General features: G+C 73.8%; 16 protein-coding genes. 7 read left to right on the plus strand and 9 right to left on the minus strand.

Going from position 1 to position 17,323, the window contains the following annotated elements:
• Nucleotides 1-10 precede the first annotated feature (10 nt).
• Together EDJALFJO_RS18270 and EDJALFJO_RS18275 are read left to right on the plus strand one after the other, a co-directional pair.
• Nucleotides 11-1,624 carry an amidase gene (locus EDJALFJO_RS18270; RefSeq protein WP_088287784.1) on the plus strand — a complete coding sequence of 538 codons (1,614 nt, stop codon included), beginning with the start codon at nt 11-13 and terminating at the stop codon, nt 1,622-1,624.
• Nucleotides 1,625-1,834: 210 nt separating this feature from the next.
• Nucleotides 1,835-2,776 carry a hypothetical protein gene (locus EDJALFJO_RS18275; protein WP_143448642.1) on the plus strand — a complete coding sequence of 314 codons (942 nt, stop codon included), beginning with the start codon at nt 1,835-1,837 and terminating at the stop codon, nt 2,774-2,776.
• Nucleotides 2,777-2,843: 67 nt separating this feature from the next.
• Here EDJALFJO_RS18275 and EDJALFJO_RS18280 read toward each other — a convergent pair whose 3' ends face one another.
• The 4 genes from EDJALFJO_RS18280 to lepA all read right to left on the minus strand — a co-directional run bounded on the left by EDJALFJO_RS18280 (nt 2,844) and on the right by lepA (nt 7,753).
• Nucleotides 2,844-3,911 carry a LacI family DNA-binding transcriptional regulator gene (locus EDJALFJO_RS18280; RefSeq protein WP_088287750.1) on the minus strand — a complete coding sequence of 356 codons (1,068 nt, stop codon included), beginning with the start codon at nt 3,909-3,911 and terminating at the stop codon, nt 2,844-2,846.
• A gap of 71 nt (nt 3,912-3,982) precedes the next feature.
• Complete coding sequence (locus tag EDJALFJO_RS18285; protein WP_088287751.1) at nt 3,983-4,192, minus strand: hypothetical protein; 210 nt, start codon at nt 4,190-4,192, stop codon at nt 3,983-3,985.
• Between the two features lie 110 nt (nt 4,193-4,302).
• Nucleotides 4,303-5,805 carry an acyltransferase gene (locus EDJALFJO_RS18290; RefSeq protein ID WP_088287752.1) on the minus strand — a complete coding sequence of 501 codons (1,503 nt, stop codon included), beginning with the start codon at nt 5,803-5,805 and terminating at the stop codon, nt 4,303-4,305.
• A gap of 103 nt (nt 5,806-5,908) precedes the next feature.
• Nucleotides 5,909-7,753 carry a translation elongation factor 4 gene (gene lepA / locus EDJALFJO_RS18295; RefSeq protein WP_088287753.1) on the minus strand — a complete coding sequence of 615 codons (1,845 nt, stop codon included), beginning with the start codon at nt 7,751-7,753 and terminating at the stop codon, nt 5,909-5,911.
• Nucleotides 7,754-7,951: 198 nt separating this feature from the next.
• On the opposite strand from lepA, the gene EDJALFJO_RS18300 reads away from it, so the two are divergent.
• Nucleotides 7,952-8,923, plus strand: a complete 972-nt coding sequence (locus EDJALFJO_RS18300) for an SPFH domain-containing protein (protein WP_088287754.1) — start codon at nt 7,952-7,954, stop codon at nt 8,921-8,923.
• 21 nt (nt 8,924-8,944) lie between these two features.
• Complete coding sequence (locus EDJALFJO_RS18305; protein WP_088287755.1) at nt 8,945-9,205, plus strand: toxin-antitoxin system HicB family antitoxin; 261 nt, start codon at nt 8,945-8,947, stop codon at nt 9,203-9,205.
• A gap of 71 nt (nt 9,206-9,276) precedes the next feature.
• Here the strand turns inward: EDJALFJO_RS18305 and EDJALFJO_RS18310 are convergent, their stop codons facing one another.
• Genes EDJALFJO_RS18310 through EDJALFJO_RS18320 form a run of 3 tightly spaced genes read right to left on the minus strand, consistent with a single transcriptional unit; the run spans nt 9,277 to nt 12,700 of the window.
• The gene (locus tag EDJALFJO_RS18310; protein WP_198950422.1) at nt 9,277-10,158 is read right to left on the minus strand and encodes a transglutaminase family protein; all 882 of its coding nucleotides are present in this window, start codon (nt 10,156-10,158) and stop codon (nt 9,277-9,279) included.
• Nucleotides 10,155-11,114, minus strand: a complete 960-nt coding sequence (locus tag EDJALFJO_RS18315; protein ID WP_088287756.1) for an alpha-E domain-containing protein — start codon at nt 11,112-11,114, stop codon at nt 10,155-10,157. The genes EDJALFJO_RS18310 and EDJALFJO_RS18315 overlap by 4 nt, the downstream gene beginning before the upstream one ends.
• Entirely contained in the window at nt 11,108-12,700 is a 1,593-nt protein-coding gene (locus EDJALFJO_RS18320; protein ID WP_088287757.1) for a circularly permuted type 2 ATP-grasp protein, read from the minus strand. The genes EDJALFJO_RS18315 and EDJALFJO_RS18320 overlap by 7 nt, the downstream gene beginning before the upstream one ends.
• Nucleotides 12,701-12,889: 189 nt before the next feature.
• Here EDJALFJO_RS18320 and EDJALFJO_RS18325 point away from each other — a divergent pair, with 189 nt between their 5' ends.
• The 3 genes from EDJALFJO_RS18325 to EDJALFJO_RS18335 all read left to right on the plus strand — a co-directional run bounded on the left by EDJALFJO_RS18325 (nt 12,890) and on the right by EDJALFJO_RS18335 (nt 15,047).
• The gene (locus tag EDJALFJO_RS18325; RefSeq protein WP_198950423.1) at nt 12,890-13,498 is read left to right on the plus strand and encodes a type II toxin-antitoxin system PemK/MazF family toxin; all 609 of its coding nucleotides are present in this window, start codon (nt 12,890-12,892) and stop codon (nt 13,496-13,498) included.
• A 156-nt stretch (nt 13,499-13,654) separates the two neighbouring features.
• Entirely contained in the window at nt 13,655-13,915 is a 261-nt protein-coding gene (gene rpsT, locus EDJALFJO_RS18330) for a 30S ribosomal protein S20 (RefSeq protein ID WP_088287758.1), read from the plus strand.
• A 310-nt stretch (nt 13,916-14,225) separates the two neighbouring features.
• The gene (locus EDJALFJO_RS18335) at nt 14,226-15,047 is read left to right on the plus strand and encodes a CAP domain-containing protein (RefSeq protein WP_088287759.1); all 822 of its coding nucleotides are present in this window, start codon (nt 14,226-14,228) and stop codon (nt 15,045-15,047) included.
• Nucleotides 15,048-15,077: 30 nt separating this feature from the next.
• On the opposite strand, the gene holA is transcribed toward EDJALFJO_RS18335, so the two are convergent.
• Nucleotides 15,078-16,139 (minus strand): DNA polymerase III subunit delta, encoded by a 1,062-nt coding sequence (holA, locus tag EDJALFJO_RS18340; RefSeq protein WP_198950424.1) that lies wholly within the window; start codon nt 16,137-16,139, stop codon nt 15,078-15,080.
• A gap of 49 nt (nt 16,140-16,188) precedes the next feature.
• Entirely contained in the window at nt 16,189-17,268 is a 1,080-nt protein-coding gene (locus EDJALFJO_RS18345) for a hypothetical protein (protein ID WP_143448643.1), read from the minus strand.
• Nucleotides 17,269-17,323 lie beyond the last annotated feature (55 nt).

Raw genomic sequence — 17,323 nt, forward strand, 5'->3', positions numbered from 1 at the left:
GGTGGGCACGATGAGTGGCGAGCCGACGAACGTGCTCGCGGCCGTGAGGACCCCCGCGACGGGTCCCGCCGACCCCGGCGTGGCCGCCGCCGACGACCCGACCTCGCCCCCGCTGCCCTCGACGGCACGGCGGCCGGCCGGGGCGTTCGACGACCTGCTCGGGTTCGACCTCGACGCCGCGACGATCCCGGACCTCCAGGACCGGATGGCCGCCGGCACCCTCACCGCCGTCGACCTCACCGCGGCGTACCTGCGACGGGTCAAGGCGGTCGACCCGCTGACGAACGCCGTCCTGTGGCTCAACCCGCGGGCGCTCGCCGAGGCGGTGGCGTCCGACGCCCGCCGGGCCGCGGGTGCGACCCGCGGTGCGCTCGACGGCATCCCGGTGATGGTCAAGGACAACATCGACACCCGTGACCTGCCGACGACGGCGGGCTCGCGGGCGCTGCTCGGGCTGCGCCCGGCGGACGACGCGACCGTCGTCAAGCGGCTGCGACGGGCGGGGGCGGTGCTCCTCGGCAAGACGAACCTGTCGGAGTGGGCGAACTTCCGCTCCCCGCGGAGCACGAGCGGGTGGAGCGGTGTCGGCGGCCTGACCCGCAACCCGTACGCGTTGGACCGCAACGGGTCCGGCTCCTCGACGGGGTCCGCGGTCGCCGTCGCGGCGAGCCTCGCGCAGGTCGCCGTCGGCACCGAGACCGACGGCTCGATCGTCTCCCCCGCGAGCCTGTCAGGCGTCGTCGGGCTCAAGCCGACGCTCGGCCTGGTGAGCCGCTCGGGGATCGTCCCGATCTCCGCGGCGCAGGACACCGCGGGCCCGATGGCCCGGCACGTCGTCGATGCCGCGCTGCTCCTCGCCGTCCTGCAGGGCCGCGACCCCGAGGACGTCGCGACGCAGGAGATCCCGCGCCGGCTGCCCGCGCCGGCCGCGCTCGACGCCGACGCCCTGGCCGGCGCACGGATCGGCGTCTGGCGGCTCGCCGGGCAGGACGTCCGGGTGGACCGGGTCGTGGAGCGCGCCGTCGCCGCGCTGCGACGCGCCGGGGCGGCCGTCGTCGACGTCGACCTCGACATGGAGCCGGTCTTCGAGGACGAGTCGACCGCGCTGGACAGCGAGTTCCGGCGCGACCTCGAGGCCTACCTGCAGGCGACCCCGGGCGACCACCCGCGCACCATCGCGGCGCTCGTCGCCGCGCACCGGGCCGACAGCGTCGAGCTGCGCTACTTCGGCCAGGAGACGTTCGAGGCCGCCGCGACGGCGAAGTCGGCGACGCACCGGTCGGTCGTCGCGGCCCGGCGCCGGGCGACCGCGGCGGCCCGCGCGGCGATCGACGGCGCGCTCACCGCCCACGACCTGGACGCCGTCCTCGCCCCGACGAACGGCCCGGCCTGGCGGACGACGCTCGGCGCCGGCGACCGGTTCGCGCTGCCGTTCTCGTCGACGGCCGCGGCGGTGTCCGGCTACCCGAGCGTCACCGTGCCGGCGGGGTTCGTCGAGCGGCTGCCCGTCGGGGTGTCGTTCGTCGGGGCGCGCTGGAGCGACCCGCGGCTCCTGTCGCTCGCGTACGCGTTCGAGCAGGCGACCCACCACCGCCGCCCCCCGACGTACCGCACGAAGAGCTGACCCTGCCCCCGGTTGTGGGGAAACGCCTGCGGCAGAACGCCGTCGGGGTATCCCCGCAGAGGCGTGAGAACGCCGCCTGTGGACAACGGATCACGGGTTTCCGTGGTTGTCGGCAGGATCTCGGGGGTGGTCGGGAGGGATCGGAGGAAGCACCAGCGGGGCCGTGCCGTGCCGGCCTGGCAGCAGCTGGCGGCGGAGCAGGCAGGTGTCGTGAGCCGCGAGCAGCTGCTCGCGACAGGCTGCACGGTCGGGCAGGTCGGTGCCCTGCTCGACGCCCGACGCTGGACCGGGCTGCACCTCGGCGTCTACGCCGTCTTCACGGGGCCGGTCCCGGCCATGACGCAAGCCTGGGCCGCGGTTCTCCACGCGGGCCGCGGTGCAGCACTGGGCGGAACGGCCGCGCTGTGGCTGTGGGGTGTCCTCGACAGCCCGCCGAAGCGACTGACGGTGTGCATCCCGTGGGAGCGTCGCGTGCGGGCACCTACCGGCGTCGTGGTCGTGCGGCGACGCCGGCTGGACGAGGTGGTGCACCCGGTCGGCAGCCCACCGCGGGTCCGTCTCGAGGAGGCGCTGCTCGACGTCGTGCGCAACGCCCCTCCCGGTCAGGTGGTGGACCTGGTCATCCGGGCCACCGCGACGCGACGGACCACCCCTGGGCGGATCCGCGCGGCGCTCGTGCAACGGCCGCGCATCCGGCACCGGGCGCTGCTGGCGGAGATGCTCGGGGAGGTGACGGAAGGGGTCCAGTCGGCTCTGGAGAGTCGCTACCGACGGGCCGTCGAGCGCGCTCACGAGCTGCCGCGTGCCGAGCGGAACCGCCCCGAAGCGGTCCTCGACGGGTCGGGTCGTCAGGTGCGCCGGCGCTACCGCGACGTCCGCTACCGGCGGTGGGAGACGGTCGTGGAGCTGGACGGCCTCGAGGCACATCCGGAGTGGCTGCGCCGGCTTGACCGCCGTCGCGACAACAGCGTGACCCTCGTCGGTGACCGGTCCCTGCAGTACGGGTGGTTCGAGGTGGTCGAGACTCCGTGCCAGGTCGCGGCCGACGTGGTCGTCGTCCTGCGTCGGGCCGGCTGGCGAGGCACCCCGGTCGCGTGCAGCGCCACCTGCGCGGTCAGCCCACTGATCCCCGACAGCACCCCGCTCACCTGACTGCGGGGTAACGACAACGGCGTTCTGCCGCTGTCGGATCCCCGCAGACGCTCACGGACCGGCCCGGTCAGGTGGAGGGCGGGGCGGTGCTCTCGCGGACCACGAGCTCGGTCGGGAGGAGCACCGCTTCGGCCTGCGCGACGGGCTCGCCGCGGCGGGCCCGGTCGAGGGCACCGGTGAGCGCCGCAGCGGCGGCCCGGCCCTTGGCGCGGTGGTCCTGCCGGACCGTCGTGAGCGCGGGGCTCATCCGGGCGGCGACCGGGTTGTCGTCGAAGCCGACGACGGAGACGTCGTCCGGCACCCGGAGCCCGCGCTCGGCGAGGGCCCGGACGAGGCCGACGGCCATCGCGTCGGAGTAGCAGAGGACGGCGGTGGGGCGCGGACCGCCGGCCGGGTCGAGGACGAGGTCGGCGGCGTCCGCGCCGTCCTCGGGGCGGCAGTGCGGCGTCCGGACGACGCGGACGTCGACGCCGGCGGCGTCGAGCACCTCGGTCCAGCCGAGGAGCCGCTGCCGCTCGGTGTGGTGCTGCCCGTCGACGAAGGGGGCGTCGACGAGCCCGTGCCGGCCGCGCAGGCCGGTCGTGAGGAGCGCGACCCGGCGGTGGCCGAGGTCGACGACGTGCTGCGCGGCGGCGCGGGCCCCGCCGCGGTCGTCGACGTTGACGCTCGGGATGCCGGGGACCGGCTCCTGGTCGACGAAGACGAGCGGCAGGCCGCGCCGGGAGAGCAGTTCGACCGCCGGGGACGCCGTGTCGCACGAGTAGACGAGCGCGCCGTCCATCGCGACGTCCCGGGCAGGGACGATGTCGCCGTCCGCCGCGGCGGTGAGCAGGGTGAGGGCGAGCCCGGTCGGGGCGAGCTCCTCGGCGACCGCGCCGAGGAAGCCGATCGCGACCTCGTCGGTGAACGCGTAGGGCACCGAGTCGCTGAGCAGGACGCCGAGGGCGCCGGTGGTCCCCCGGGCGAGCGCGCGGGCCGCGGGGTCGGGGCCGACGTACCCGAGATCCTGCGCGGCGGTGAGGATCCGGGTCCGCAGGTCGGCGGAGAGCTGGTCGGGGCGGGAGAACGCGTTGGACACGGTCATCCGGCTCACGCCGACGCGGTCGGCGATCGTCTGCAGGGTGACCCGTGCCACCGAACCTCCCGGCCCTCCCGACCCGGCCCCGGCCGGGGGCCGGCCGGGGTCCAGGGCCGAGCGTACGTCGGTCAGCACACGGGTGCGCAGCCGGCGACGCGGCGCGGCGCCACGCCGTCCGCGAGGCGGTGCAGCCCGGTCGCCAGCGCGGCCCGGGCCCGCGGGGCCCGCGAGGTGCGGGCGGCCCGGTCGGGGACGACGGGGGCGTTCGGGAGGGCGCTCAGCGCGGTGGCCCGCTGCCCCTCGCGGGACAGGTAGGCAGCCAGCGGGAGAAGCTCCATGTCGGGGACCTCCTCAGGTCTCGTGATGTTCTGTACCGGTACAGTATCGCGATCGTCTGTACCGGTCAAGAAGATGCAGGAACGAAGGGGCGACGACAGTCGCGGTGAGGTCAGAGCGAGCCGGACGGGTGCAGCGCGTCGCGCCCCGGCATCGGGATGACGAGCCCGTCGGGCCCCATCCACGCGTGCTGCGACACCGGCTCGGCCGACACCGGCCCGTCGGGCGCCGGCCCGGAGCGGACGTGCGCGCCGGACGGCCGCTCCCCCGCGTGCCGCTCTGCGGGCGCGGGCTCGACCGGCCCGCCGAAGAGCGCGTCGATGGAGACCCGTTGCACGACAACCGGTTCCGCGCCAGAGGGGTCAGCACCGAAGGCTTCAGCAGCGAACGGGTCAGCAGCGAACGGGTCAGCAGCAAAGGGTCCGGCAGCAGAGGGCGCCGCGACCGCCGGCCAGTCCCAGACGTCCGGCCCCCCGGCCGGCACGAGCAGCGACGGCTCCCTGAGGTCGATCGTCAGGTCCGGCGCGGCACCGGCGCCCGCGGCGTGCCGCATCCGCCGTCCGCGCGGCAGGCCGGCGGCCGTGCGCTCGAGGTGACGCCGGACGCCGACCTGGATCGGCCGCTCGAGCAGGTGGTACGACAGCCCGGCGACGGCGAGGGTGACCGCCACGACGGTCGCCTGCTTGAGCGCCGTCGCGTACGGCAGCCCGTCGTACGGCGTGAGGTGCCGGTAGACGAGCCGGATGACGACCCAGTGGTAGAGGTACACGCCGTACGAGACCCGCCCGAGCCAGACGAGCGGCGCGAGCGAGAGCACCCGGCCGACCGTCGCCCGCGGCGCCGACACCAGGGCCGCGACGACGACGACCGAGAGCACGACGGCGGCGCCGACCGCCACCCACAGCGGGGTCGTCGGCCGGCCGCACAGCAGGACGACGGCTGCGGTCGCCGGCAGCGCGAGCCAGAGCAGCGCCGAGCCGAGCAGCGCCGGCACCCGCACCCTGGTCAGCACGACGGCGAGCAGGCAGCCGACGACGATCTCCCAGCCGCGGGTGTGGAGGAAGAAGTAGGCGACGTTGCGGGCCGGCGGGACGAGCCCGCCGTAGAGGTAGAGCGAGCCGGCGCCGGCCACGGCGATCCCGGCGGCGAGCACCCCGATCGCGGCCCGGCGGCCTCGGCAGAGGAGCACGGCGAGCGGCCACAGCAGGTAGAACTGCTCCTCGACGGCGAGCGACCAGGTGTGGTCGAAGCCGCCGGCGTACGGCGTCCAGAACCGGGTGAGGTCCTGGGTGTACGTCAGGGCGATGACCGCGGACCAGGTGACACCCGGGTGCCCGGCGAACCGCTCGGGGGCGATCGCGAGGCCGAGCACGACCATGGCGATGAGCGCCGGGTAGAGCCGGGCGAGCCGGCGCACCCAGAAGCTCCTGAGGTCGATCCGACCGGTGCGCTCGTGCTCGCCGAGCAGCATGCTCGTGATGAGGAAGCCCGAGAGCACGAAGAAGATGTCGACGCCGACCCAGCCGCCGCGGAACGCGGGGAGCTGGAGGTGCTTGAGGAACACGAGCATCACGGCGACGGCCCGGAGGCCGTCCAGCGCACGGACCCGCGCCATGTGCAGTGGTCTCCCGGGTGACGTCGTCCAACAGATCGGTGAGCAGCCTTGCACACCGCGTGACGACGTCTGAACGAAACCGGGAGATTACGGCATGTGACGACTACTTCTTCTTCTCACCCGCTGCGGCCTCGCTGGAGAGCGCGGCGATGAAGGCCTCCTGCGGGACCTCGACCCGCCCGACCATCTTCATCCGCTTCTTGCCCTCCTTCTGCTTCTCGAGCAGCTTGCGCTTACGGGTGATGTCGCCGCCGTAGCACTTCGCGAGGACGTCCTTGCGGATCGCGCGCACGTTCTCGCGGGCGATGATCCGGGCGCCGATGGCGGCCTGGATCGGCACCTCGAACTGCTGGCGCGGGATGAGGTCCTTGAGCTTGCCGGCCATCGAGACGCCGTACGCGTAGGCCTTGTCCTTGTGGACGATCGCGCTGAACGCGTCGACCGCCTCGCCCTGGAGCAGGATGTCGACCTTGACGAGGTCGGCGGCCTGGTCGCCGTCCGCCTCGTAGTCGAGCGACGCGTAGCCGCGGGTGCGCGACTTCAGCTGGTCGAAGAAGTCGAAGACGATCTCCGCGAGCGGCAGCGTGTAGCGCATCTCGACGCGGTCCTCGGAGAGGTAGTCCATGCTGCCGAGGGTGCCGCGGCGCTCCTGGCACAGCTCCATGATCGCGCCGATGAACTCGGACGGCGCGAGGATCGTCGCCTTGACGATCGGCTCGAGCACCTCGTCGACCTTGCCGCCGGGGTACTCGGACGGGTTCGTCACGGTGAAGACCTTGCCGTCGTCCATGTGGACCTCGTAGACGACGTTCGGCGCCGTCGAGATGAGGTCGAGCCCGAACTCGCGCTCGAGCCGCTCGCGGACGATCTCGAGGTGGAGCAGCCCGAGGAACCCGCAGCGGAACCCGAAGCCGAGCGCGGCCGACGTCTCCGGCTCGTAGACGAGCGCGGCGTCGTTGAGCTTGAGCTTGTCGAGCGCCTCGCGCAGGGCGGGGTAGTCGGAGCCGTCGAGCGGGTAGAGCCCGGAGAAGACCATCGGCTTGGGGTCGCGGTAGCCGCCGAGCGCGGTCGTGGCCGGCTTCGAGGAGTTCGTGATGGTGTCGCCGACCTTGCTCTGGCGGACGTCCTTCACGCCGGTGATGAGGTAGCCGACCTCGCCGACCCCGAGCCCCTTCGAGGGCACCGGCTCGGGCGAGATGACGCCGATCTCGAGCAGCTCGTGGGTCGCCCGGGTCGACATCATGACGATGCGCTCGCGCGGGGACAGGTGGCCGTCGATGACCCGGACGTACGTGATGACGCCGCGGTAGGTGTCGTAGACCGAGTCGAAGATCATCGCGCGGGCGGCCGCGTCGGGGTCGCCGACGGGCGGCGGGATCTGCCTGACGATCTCGGCGAGGAGCGCCTCGACGCCCTCCCCCGTCTTGCCGGAGACCTTGAGGCAGTCGTCGGGGTCGCAGCCGATGAGCCCGGCGAGCTCGGCGGCGTACTTCTCCGGCTGCGCGGCCGGCAGGTCGATCTTGTTGAGCACCGGGATGATCGTGAGGTCGTTCTCCATGGCGAGGTAGAGGTTCGCCAGGGTCTGCGCCTCGATGCCCTGCGCGGCGTCCACGAGCAGGACGGCGCCCTCGCAGGCGGCGAGCGAGCGGGACACCTCGTACGTGAAGTCGACGTGCCCCGGGGTGTCGATCATGTTGAGGGCGTACGTCGTGCCGTCCTCGTCCCACGGCATCCGCACGGCCTGCGACTTGATCGTGATGCCGCGCTCGCGCTCGATGTCCATCCGGTCGAGGTACTGCGCGCGCATCGCCCGGCCGTCGACGACGCCGGTGAGCTGCAGCATCCGGTCGGCCAGCGTCGACTTGCCGTGGTCGATGTGGGCGATGATGCAGAAGTTCCGGATCGCCTCCGGGGGCGTGGCGGACGGCGTGAGCGCCGTTCGGGCCATCGGGGACACGGCGGGGCTACCTCTGGACGTCGTCGGGGACGGGTGGTGCGCCCGTGGAACGGCGCAGCGTCCATCGTCCCATGAGCGCCGCGCCCACCTGCACACGACGGAACCGAAGGCCCTTGATCGGCATCAGAAAAGTGATATCACTTTGACATCGGCCGGCACGGACCGGCCGGGCCGACTCGGGAGGTCGCCATGTCCAGCCCCACCCTCACCCCAGGTTCCCCCGGCGAGCAGCTCGCGCCCCCCGTCGCCACGGCCCGGGCGGTGGACCTCAGCGAGCGCCGCGCGTTCTCGGCGAGCGGCTGGCTGGGGGTGGCCGTCGTCCTCGCGTGCGGCATCGGCGAGCTGTTCCTCGTCCGCCGGCTGGCCGACCTCGCGACGGGCAGCGACGTCGCCGTCGGCAAGGCCGGCGTCGTCCTCGCGACGATGGTGCTCCTCGGCCTCGTCGCGCTCGTCACGGCGGCCGCGCTCGTCATCATCCAGCCGGTCGAGACCCGGGTCGTGCAGTTCCTCGGCCGCTACGTCGGCACGGTGCGCCGTACCGGGTTCGTGCTCGTGACCCCGCTGACGACCCGGCGCCGGGTGTCGGTGCGGGTGCAGAACTTCGAGACCCGCACCCTCAAGGTCAACGACGCGGACGGCAACCCGGTCGAGCTCGCCGCGATCGTCGTGTGGCAGGTCTCCGACACCGCCCGCTCGACGTTCGCCGTCCAGAACTACCTCGACTTCGTCACCGTCCAGGCCGAGGCCGCGATCCGCCACGTCGCGACGTCGCACCCGTACGACGACGGCGGCATCGACCGCACGAGCCTGCGCGGCTCGACCGACCTCGTCGCCGCCGAGCTCGCCACCGAGGTCAACGCCCGGGTCGCCGTCGCCGGCGTCGCGATCCTCGAGGTGCGGATCAGCCACCTCGCCTACGCCCCCGAGATCGCCCAGGCGATGCTCCAGCGCCAGCAGGCCGGCGCCATCGTCGCCGCCCGCACCCGCATCGTCGACGGCGCCGTCGGCATGGTCGAGCTGGCCCTGGCCCGGCTGCGCGAGAACGACGTCGTCGAGCTCGACGAGGAGCGCAAGGCCGCCATGGTGAGCAACCTGCTCGTCGTGCTCTGCGGCGACTCCAGGGCCACCCCGGTCGTCAACACCGGCACGCTCTACACCTGAGCCGGTCGCGGAGACAGGCTCGTGACGGACGACGCGACGCCCCCGGACGGCGGGACTCCCCCGCCGCCCGGGGCCGCGTCACGCGCGGCCCGCCGCGAGCGCAAGAGCATGCTGCTGCGGCTCGACCCGGCCGTGCACGACGCCGTCGCGGCGTGGGCCGCGCAGGACCTGCGCAGCGTCAACGCGCACGTGGAGTGGTTGCTGCGCAAGGCCCTGGACGACGCGGGGCGGCTGCCGCGGCACGCGGCCCCGCCCCCGCGCCGCGGCCGCCCACCGGGCTGAACCCCTTGCGGGGAAACGAGAACGGCAGCTTGCCGCTGGGGTCACCCCGGTAGCTCCGTCGCCGGTGTGCCTCAGCTCAGACGCGTCAGCTTCACCGACACGAACAGCTCCGACCCCGCGGTGCCGGCGTACACACCCTTGAGCGGCGGTACGTCGCCGTAGTTCCGACCACGCGCCACGACGACATGGTCCGACCCCGCCGGCGCGGCGTGCGTCGGGTCGAAGGCGACCCACTCCCCCGCCCACCACTCGACCCACGCGTGGCTCTGGCCCTCGACGGTCTCGCCGAGCGCGGCGTCCGGCTGCGGGTGCAGGTAGCCCGAGACGTAGCGGGCCGGGATGCCCACCGCGCGCAGGGCGCCGAGGGTGAGGTGCGTGTAGTCCTGGCAGACGCCCTGCTTGGTGCGCCAGACCTCGACGGCGTCGGTGCTCACGTTCGTCACACCGGGCACGTACTCGACGAGGCTGTTGATCCGCTCGCAGATCGCGCGGGCGGCGGCGTCCGGCGACAGCCCTGACGAGACCTCGTGGGCGAGGTCGACGAGCTCGTCGTCCGGGGTCGTGCTGCGGCTCTGCCCGAGGAACTCGACCCACTCGTCGGTGACGGCGTCGCTGCGGACGTCGTCCCACGTCGCCGTCGCGTGGACCTCGCGCGACGGCCACACCTCGACGGTGCTCGAGGCGGTGACCTCCAACGCGTCGTGCGGGGTGAGCACGTCGAACGCTGTGACCTGGGTGCCCCAGTAGTCCCAGTAGGTGTGCGTCCAGGTCATCCGGCTGACCTCTACGCGGGCGTCGAGCGCGGTCTGGCCGATCGTCGTGATCGGCGTGAGCCGGGCCTCGTTGTACGACGCGAGCACGGGCTTCTCGTAGCGGTAGCCGGTGCGGTGCTCGATGACGATGCGGCGCGGCTGACCGCCGTACCCGCCGAGGCCGTTCGGTGCGACGGTCACGAGACCTCCCCGATCCAGGCCGTCGTCACCGCGCGCGGGAAGTAGCGCTTGGCCACCTCTTCGCTCGAGGCCGAGCAGGCTCGCTGCACCTTCTCCATCTCGGCCGGCAGGTCCGCGAGGACCTCGCCGAGCGAGCGGTACTCCAGGGACGTGCGGGCCCGGCCGAGCAGCCGGCGGGCCTGGTCGGAGACCCCGACCCGTTCGGTCGCGGGCGCGAGGTCGGCAAGGCAGTCCTCGGCCTGGTTGAGCGCGTAGAGCACCGACCGCGGGAAGAGCCGGTCGAGCAGCAGGAACTCCGCGGCCCGCTCGTCGGACGCGACGCCGCGGTACGTGCGGACGTAGCTCTCGTACGCGCCGCACGAACGCAGCAGGGTCGTCCACGACGGGACGGCGCCCGAGATCGTCGACGTCGCGACGAGCCGCGCCGTCATGTCGGCGCGCTCCAGCGAGCGGCCGAGGGTGAGGAAGCGCCAGGCGTCGTCCTGGCTCATCGACGCGTCGGCGATGCCCGCGACGAGCGCGCTGCGCTCGCGCACCCACATGAAGAACTGGTGGGCCGTCGTCGCACGCTCGCGCGCGGCGTCGATCCCGATCCACGTCATGTTGAGGCACTCCCACAGCTCCGACGAGACCGTCTCCCGGGCGCGGCGGGCGTTCTCCCGGGCTGCGCTCAGCGAGCCGACGATCGAGCTGGGGTGGTCGCTCGCGTAGGCGAGCCGTTCGAGCACGAGGTTGCGGTCGATGTCCGGCGGCGGCGGGTCGATGCCGTTGCCGGCGTCCATCGTGTCGATCTCGACGCCCATGACGGCGAGCAGTGCCGTACAGGCCTCGGCCTCGGAGAGGTACGGGTCCTCGAGCAGCAGCTGGAGGTGGACGTCGAGGATGCGCGCGGTGTCGTCGGCGCGCTCGACGTAGCGCCCGATCCAGAACAGCGACTCGGCGATGCGGCTCAGCACGACCCCACCCCGTTCCCGCTCTGCTGTTGCTGCTGCTGCTGTTGCTGCTGCTGGTGCGCGACCTCGTTCTCGTCGGGCGGCAGGTCCGGCCCGGGCAGCGAGATCCGCCGTGCGGCACCGACGGCGACGGCCCGGCGCGGCGTGATGGCCGTCGTCTGGCCGGAGAGCACCCAGGTGTCCTTGGAGCCGCCGCCCATGCTCGAGTTGACGACGAGCTGGCCCTCGGGGAGCGCGACCCGGGTCAGCCCGCCCGGCAGCACCCAGACGTTCTGGCCGTCGTTGACGGCGAAGGGGCGCAGGTCGACGTGCCGCGGGCGGAGCTGCCCGTCGATGAGCGTCGGGACGGTCGAGAGCATGACGACGGGCTGCGCGATCCAGCTCCGCGGGTCCGCGAGCACCTGGGTCCGCAGCGTCGCGAGCTGCTCCTTCGTCGCCCGCGACCCGATGACGAGACCCTTGCCGCCCGCGCCGTCGACCGGCTTGAACACGAGCTGGTCGAGCTTGTCGACCGCCTCGGCGAGGTCGTCGCGCTCGCTGCACCGGTAGGTGCGGACGTTGCGCAGGATCGGCTCCTCGCCGAGGAAGAACCGGATGAGGTCCGGCACGTAGCTGTAGACGAGCTTGTCGTCGGCGACGCCGTTGCCGATCGCGTTGGCGATCGTCACGTTGCCCGCGCGCATCGCGTTGACGAGACCCGGGCAGCCGAGGAGCGAGTCGGCGCGGAACTGCACCGGGTCGAGGAACTCGTCGTCCACCCGCCGGTAGATGACGTCGACCTGGCGCTCGCCGTCCGTCGTCCGCATCCGCACCCGGCCGTCGGAGCAGACGAGGTCCCGGCCCTCGACGAGCTCGACGCCCATCGTGCGGGCGAGCAGCGTGTGCTCGAAGTAGGCGCTGTTGTAGATGCCCGGCGTGAGGACGACGACCGTCGGGTCCGCGACCCCGCGCGGCGCCGCGGCCCGCAGCGCCGCGAGCAGCCGGCGCGGGTAGTCGCTCACGGGGCGGATCCGGTGGGTCGCGAACGACTCCGGGAAGACCTGCTGCATCGCGCGCCGGTTCGCGAGGACGTAGCTGACCCCGGACGGCACGCGGACGTTGTCCTCGAGGACGCGGAAGTTGCCCTCCTCGTCGCGGATGAGGTCGATGCCCGAGACGTGGCAGCGCACGCCGTTGGCCGGCGCGATGCCGGACGCGACCCGCTGGAAGCCGGACGCCGACGCGACGACCCGCCACGGGATGATCCCGGCGCGGACGCACTCGCGCTTGCCGTAGATGTCGGCGAGGAACATCTCCAGCGCCCGCACCCGCTGGCCGACGCCGGCCTCGACCTCGCTCCACTCCTCGGCCGAGATGACCCGGGGGACGATGTCGATCGGGAACGGCCGTTCCTCGCCCGCGAAGTCGAACGTCACGCCCTGGTCGAGGTAGGAGCGGGCGAGCGCGTCGGCGCGGACGCTCAGCTGGTCGCCGGTGAGCCGGCGCAGCGTGCCGTGCACCGCCCGGTACGGCCGGCGGGGCTGGTCGCCGTCGCTGAGCATCTCGTCCCAGGCGGTCCCCAGCCGGTAGCCGTCGAAGAGTTCCGCCATGGCTCGGAACCGTAGCCCTCCGATGTCACGCGCGAGTTACTTGTCGGCAATGAACCTCTCAGTGCGTGTCGCGCGCGTCACACAGGGGTTGGTGACCTTCACACGGGGCGCTCCGAGCACGCCGGACGACTCCGGAGCGTGCCCGCCGAAGGCACCGACCGGCGGCCGCACGGGCCGTACGATCGCCGGGTGGCACAGGGACTCGCAGGTTCGTTCGGCAAGGCCCTCGGCCGTGCGCTCGCCGCCGGCGCCGAGGCGGCGGTCCGTTCTCTTCTGCGGTCACCGAGCAAGCGGACGCCGACCTCCCCGCGGCCCGCGCGCCGCGACGCGCAACCGCAGCCCCGGCCGCGGCCGCGCCCGCAGCAGCAGGCGGCGCCGACCTCCGACGGCTATCCCGGCGACTTCACCGGCCGGGCCGTCATCGAGTACCGGCCCGACCCCGACGGCCAGGCCGACCCCGGCGAGGTCGTCTGGGGCTGGGTCCCCTTCGAGGAGGACCACTCCCAGGGCAAGGACCGGCCGGTGCTCGTCATCGGCCGGGACGGCGACTGGCTGCTCGGCCTCATGCTCACGAGCAAGGACCACGACCGGGACGCCGCCCAGGAGGCCCGCGCCGGCCGGCAGTGGACGGACGTCGGCTCCGGCCCGTGGGACCCGAAGCGCCGCCCGAGCGAGGTGCGGCTCGACCGGGTCGTGCGGCTCGACCCGGCCGCCGTCCGACGCGAGGGCGGGACGATGCCGAAGGGCACGTTCGACGCCGTCGCCGAGCAGGTCCGGGCGGTCAACGGCTGGGCCTGACCACCGGTCACCGGCTGATACCCTGGACGACGGTGCGCGCTCAGGTCGTGCGCGCGCCAGGCCCGTTTCGCCGTCCGGCGAGTCCCCACCGCCGACAGTCCCGGACGGGCCGACGTCCTCGAACCGACCTGTCCCAGCATCAGGAAGAGACGACGCGTGGCGAACATCAAGTCCCAGATCAAGCGGAACGCGACCAACGAGAAGCGCCGGCTGCGCAACAAGGCAGTGAAGTCGGAGCTCAAGACGGTCGTCCGCGCGTTCCGCGAGGCAGCCGCCGGCGGCGACGCCGAGACGGCCGCGAACGCCCTCCGCCTGGCCTCGAAGAAGCTCGACAAGGCCGTCAGCAAGGGCGTCATCCACAAGAACCAGGCCGCGAACCGCAAGTCGGCCATGGCCAAGGCGGTCAGCGCCTCCTGAGGCGTACGTCACCGCAGCAGCACAGCCTTTGTCGGCGCCGTCCGGGTCACCCGGGCGGCGCCGACGGCGTTTTGCGGCCGTCTCCGGGCGCCCCACCAGCCCGGATGCCGCATCGTGACGTCATGCATACAGAGGATCCGGAGCATCCTCCGTTCGGAGGATCATCATGACGGAACGTTAAGGATCCTTAAACGTCCGCGCCTCGCTTGATCGAGCGTGGTAACTCGCCGTAGTGTCCTCCCCCGTGAGAGCCGATCGGGATTCGTCGTTCTTCTCCGACCTCGACGCCCCGGAGACGCCGCGTACAGCAATGAGTCGCCGTGACATCCGCCGGCGGGCCGCGCGTCGCCGCAACCGCATCCTCACCGTGCTCGTCGCCCCGGTCGCCCTGGCGGGCGCGTTCTACGGCGGCTTCTCGGTGCTCGGCGGTGGCGCGGACGACGCCGCGCAGATCGTCAGCGCCCCGCTCGACGACGACGCGAACGCGCAGGGCGCCGACCCCGCGGCGAGCCCGACGTCGAAGGTCCCCGGCCCGAAGGTCTCCTCGGCCACCCCGAAGACCGTCCGGACGACGACCGACGGCGCGTCCCGCGAGCAGGTCCGCACCCCGGCCCCGACGAAGAGCACGACGTCGAAGGCCGCGGCGAAGCCGTCGACCTCCACGACGACGAAGACCACGAGGAAGCCCGCCCCGTCGACGACGAGGACGACGACCGCGGCCGGCAGCGGGACGACGAACAACGCCGCCGAGGCCGAGGTGCTGCGGCTGGTCAACGTCGAGCGCGGCAAGGTGGGCTGCAAGGCCGTCACGGCCGACGCGACGCTGACGACGGTCGCCCGCGCCCACAGCAAGGACATGGCGGTCAAGGGCTACTTCTCGCACGACACCCCCGGCGGCAAGGACCCGTTCGAGCGGATGTCGGACGCCGGCTACAAGTACAGCTGGGCCGCGGAGAACATCGCCGCCGGCCAGAGCGACGCGGCCGCGGTCATGGACTCGTGGATGAACTCCAAGGGCCACCGGGAGAACATCCTCAACTGCAAGCTCACCGAGCTCGGCGTCGGGATGTGGAAGCAGTCCGGCAGCCAGTACGGCGTCTACTGGACGCAGGACTTCGGCACACCGCGCTGACGTCGCCCGACCGCTCGCGGGTGAAGGACCTCAGCGCCTGCGCGCGCCCGCGATCGTGAGGATCGCCCGCTCAACCGCGTAGACCGGGTCGCGCCCGCCGCCCTTGACGGCCTCGTCGGCGGCCGCGAGCGCGAGCACCGCCTCGCCGAGCCCGTCGTCGGTCCACCCCGTGAGCTCGCGCCGCGCCCTGTCGATCTGCCAGGGCGCCATCCCGAGCTCACCGGCGAGCTGGGCGGCCGGCCCGCGCCGCGCGGCGGACACCTTGGCCAGCCCGCGCACCTTCATCGCGATCGCCGCGACGAGCGGCACCGGGTCGGCGCCCGTCGCGAGGGCGTGCCGCAGCAGGGAGAGCGCCTGGTCGGCCCGGCCGGCGACCGCGGCGTCGGCGACCTTGAAGCCGGTGACCTCGACCCGGCCGCCGAACCACAGCTCGACGGTGTCGGCCTCGACCCGGCCGTCGCCCTCGAGGACGGCGTCCGACGCGAGCTGGGAGCAGGCGGCCGCGAGCTCGCGCAGGTCGCTGCCGACCGCGTCGACGAGCGCCCGGATCGCCTGCGGGGACGCCTTGCGCCCCAGCCGGCGGAACTCGGCGGTCGCGAAGTCGACCTTCTCCTCGTCCTTGGTGATGGGCAGGCAGGACGCCTCGGCGGCGCCGGCCTTGCGGGCGGCCTCGACGAGCCCCTTGGCCCGCACCCCGCCGCTGTGCCGGACGATGAGGCAGACGTCGCTCGGCGGGGCCGACAGGTAGCGGGTGAGGTCCGCGACGAGCGCGTCGTTGGACGCCTCGGCGTTCTCGACGACGACGAGCGAGCCACCACCGAAGAGCGACGGGCTGGCGAGCAGCTCGAGCCGGCCGGTCTCGTACCCGGCGGCCTCGATCCGCTCGACGGTGACCTCCGGGTCGGCCGCGCGGGCCTTGGCGATGACGACAGCCACCGCGCGCTCGGCGAGCACGTCCTCGCCGCCGACGACGAGCACGACCGGTGCCGGTTCGAGCGCGTCGATCGGGACGATGTTCGCCGGGGTCTTGCCGCCACCGCGTGGCGCACCCTTGGGCGCTGCCGTCTTCGTCGTCCCCGCCCTGGTTGCCACCCGCACAGCCTGCCACGCGCCGCCGACACCCGGGCGCGCACCGGCCGACTCAGGAGGGCGGGCAGCCGCCGTCCGCCGCGCCGGCCCGGTCCACCCGCGGGCGCACCCGGACGGCGGCCACGACCCGCGCCGACATCGGCAGCTGCGGGGCGACCCAGCCCTGCCCGGTCCGGGCGCCGAGGCCGCGCTCGAGGTCGGCCACCTGGCCGGGGAGCGCGACGACGAGCACCTCGTACCCGGCGCCGCTGCCCCGCGGCAGCGGCTGCTGCACGGTCCAGCGCCGGCTCGGGTCGCCCGGGGCGAAGCGCACCGGCTCGAGCCGGAACAGCGAGGCCGGGGAGCCCCAGTCCCGCACCGACACGACGAGGGTCTGCCCCGCGTCGGGACGCCCCGCTCCGGACACGACGAGGCACGGCGGGACGCGGGCTCCGGTCACCGGTGAGAGCAGCCGAACCGGGGCGCTGCCGATCGCGACCTTGGCGGCCGCCGGTGCCTCTGCCTCTGCCAGGTCGGCGGCCTCCTCCGGCGCCCGGACCGGGGCGGCGAGCGACGACGCCGCCTGCACCCGGCCGGCCGCCAGCGGTGCGCGGGTGCCCTGCCCCGGCAGGAGCAGCGCGGCCGCGCCGGCCGCGACGAGCGCCCCGGTCGCCGCGAGCGCCAGCGGACGGGCCCGTCGGTGCGTAGGCCGGCGCGCGGTCCCCGTGGTCTCCCCCGGCTCGGCCCGGCGCTCCGGTCCGGTTCCCACAGGGCTGACGTCGGGCCGGGCTGCGGCGTCCGGCAGGGACGCCGTCCCGCCCGCCCCGTCGCCCGCTGCGGAGAGCCGGTCCCAGGCCGCGAGCCACTCGCCGGCCCGGTCCGGGTCGTAGCGCTGGACGACCTCGGCGAGCCGGTCGCGGGCGATCGTCCGCTGCCCGCGGCCCCAGGCCGACCAGGTCGTCTTGGAGATCCCGGTCTCGGCCTCGAGCGAGCGCAGCTGCTGGCGCCGGGTCCGGGCCTGGGCGACCACGAGGGCGGTGAGCTCGCCGACCGACCCCGCCAGGGCCGGGTCCGGCGGCGGTGCGACGGTCGCGTCAAGCGACTGCGCCGTCCCGTCGTCCACCGGCATGTTCTCGTCGTCAAGCGGTCCCACGGTCGACCCCCGAGCGCGTGTCCCACGGCCTGTCCCGGCCTGTCCCGGGCGCCTC

Origin of the sequence: Kineosporia sp. A_224, from assembly GCF_002198655.1 — a bacterium.
Classification (GTDB): domain Bacteria; phylum Actinomycetota; class Actinomycetes; order Actinomycetales; family Kineosporiaceae; genus R-H-3.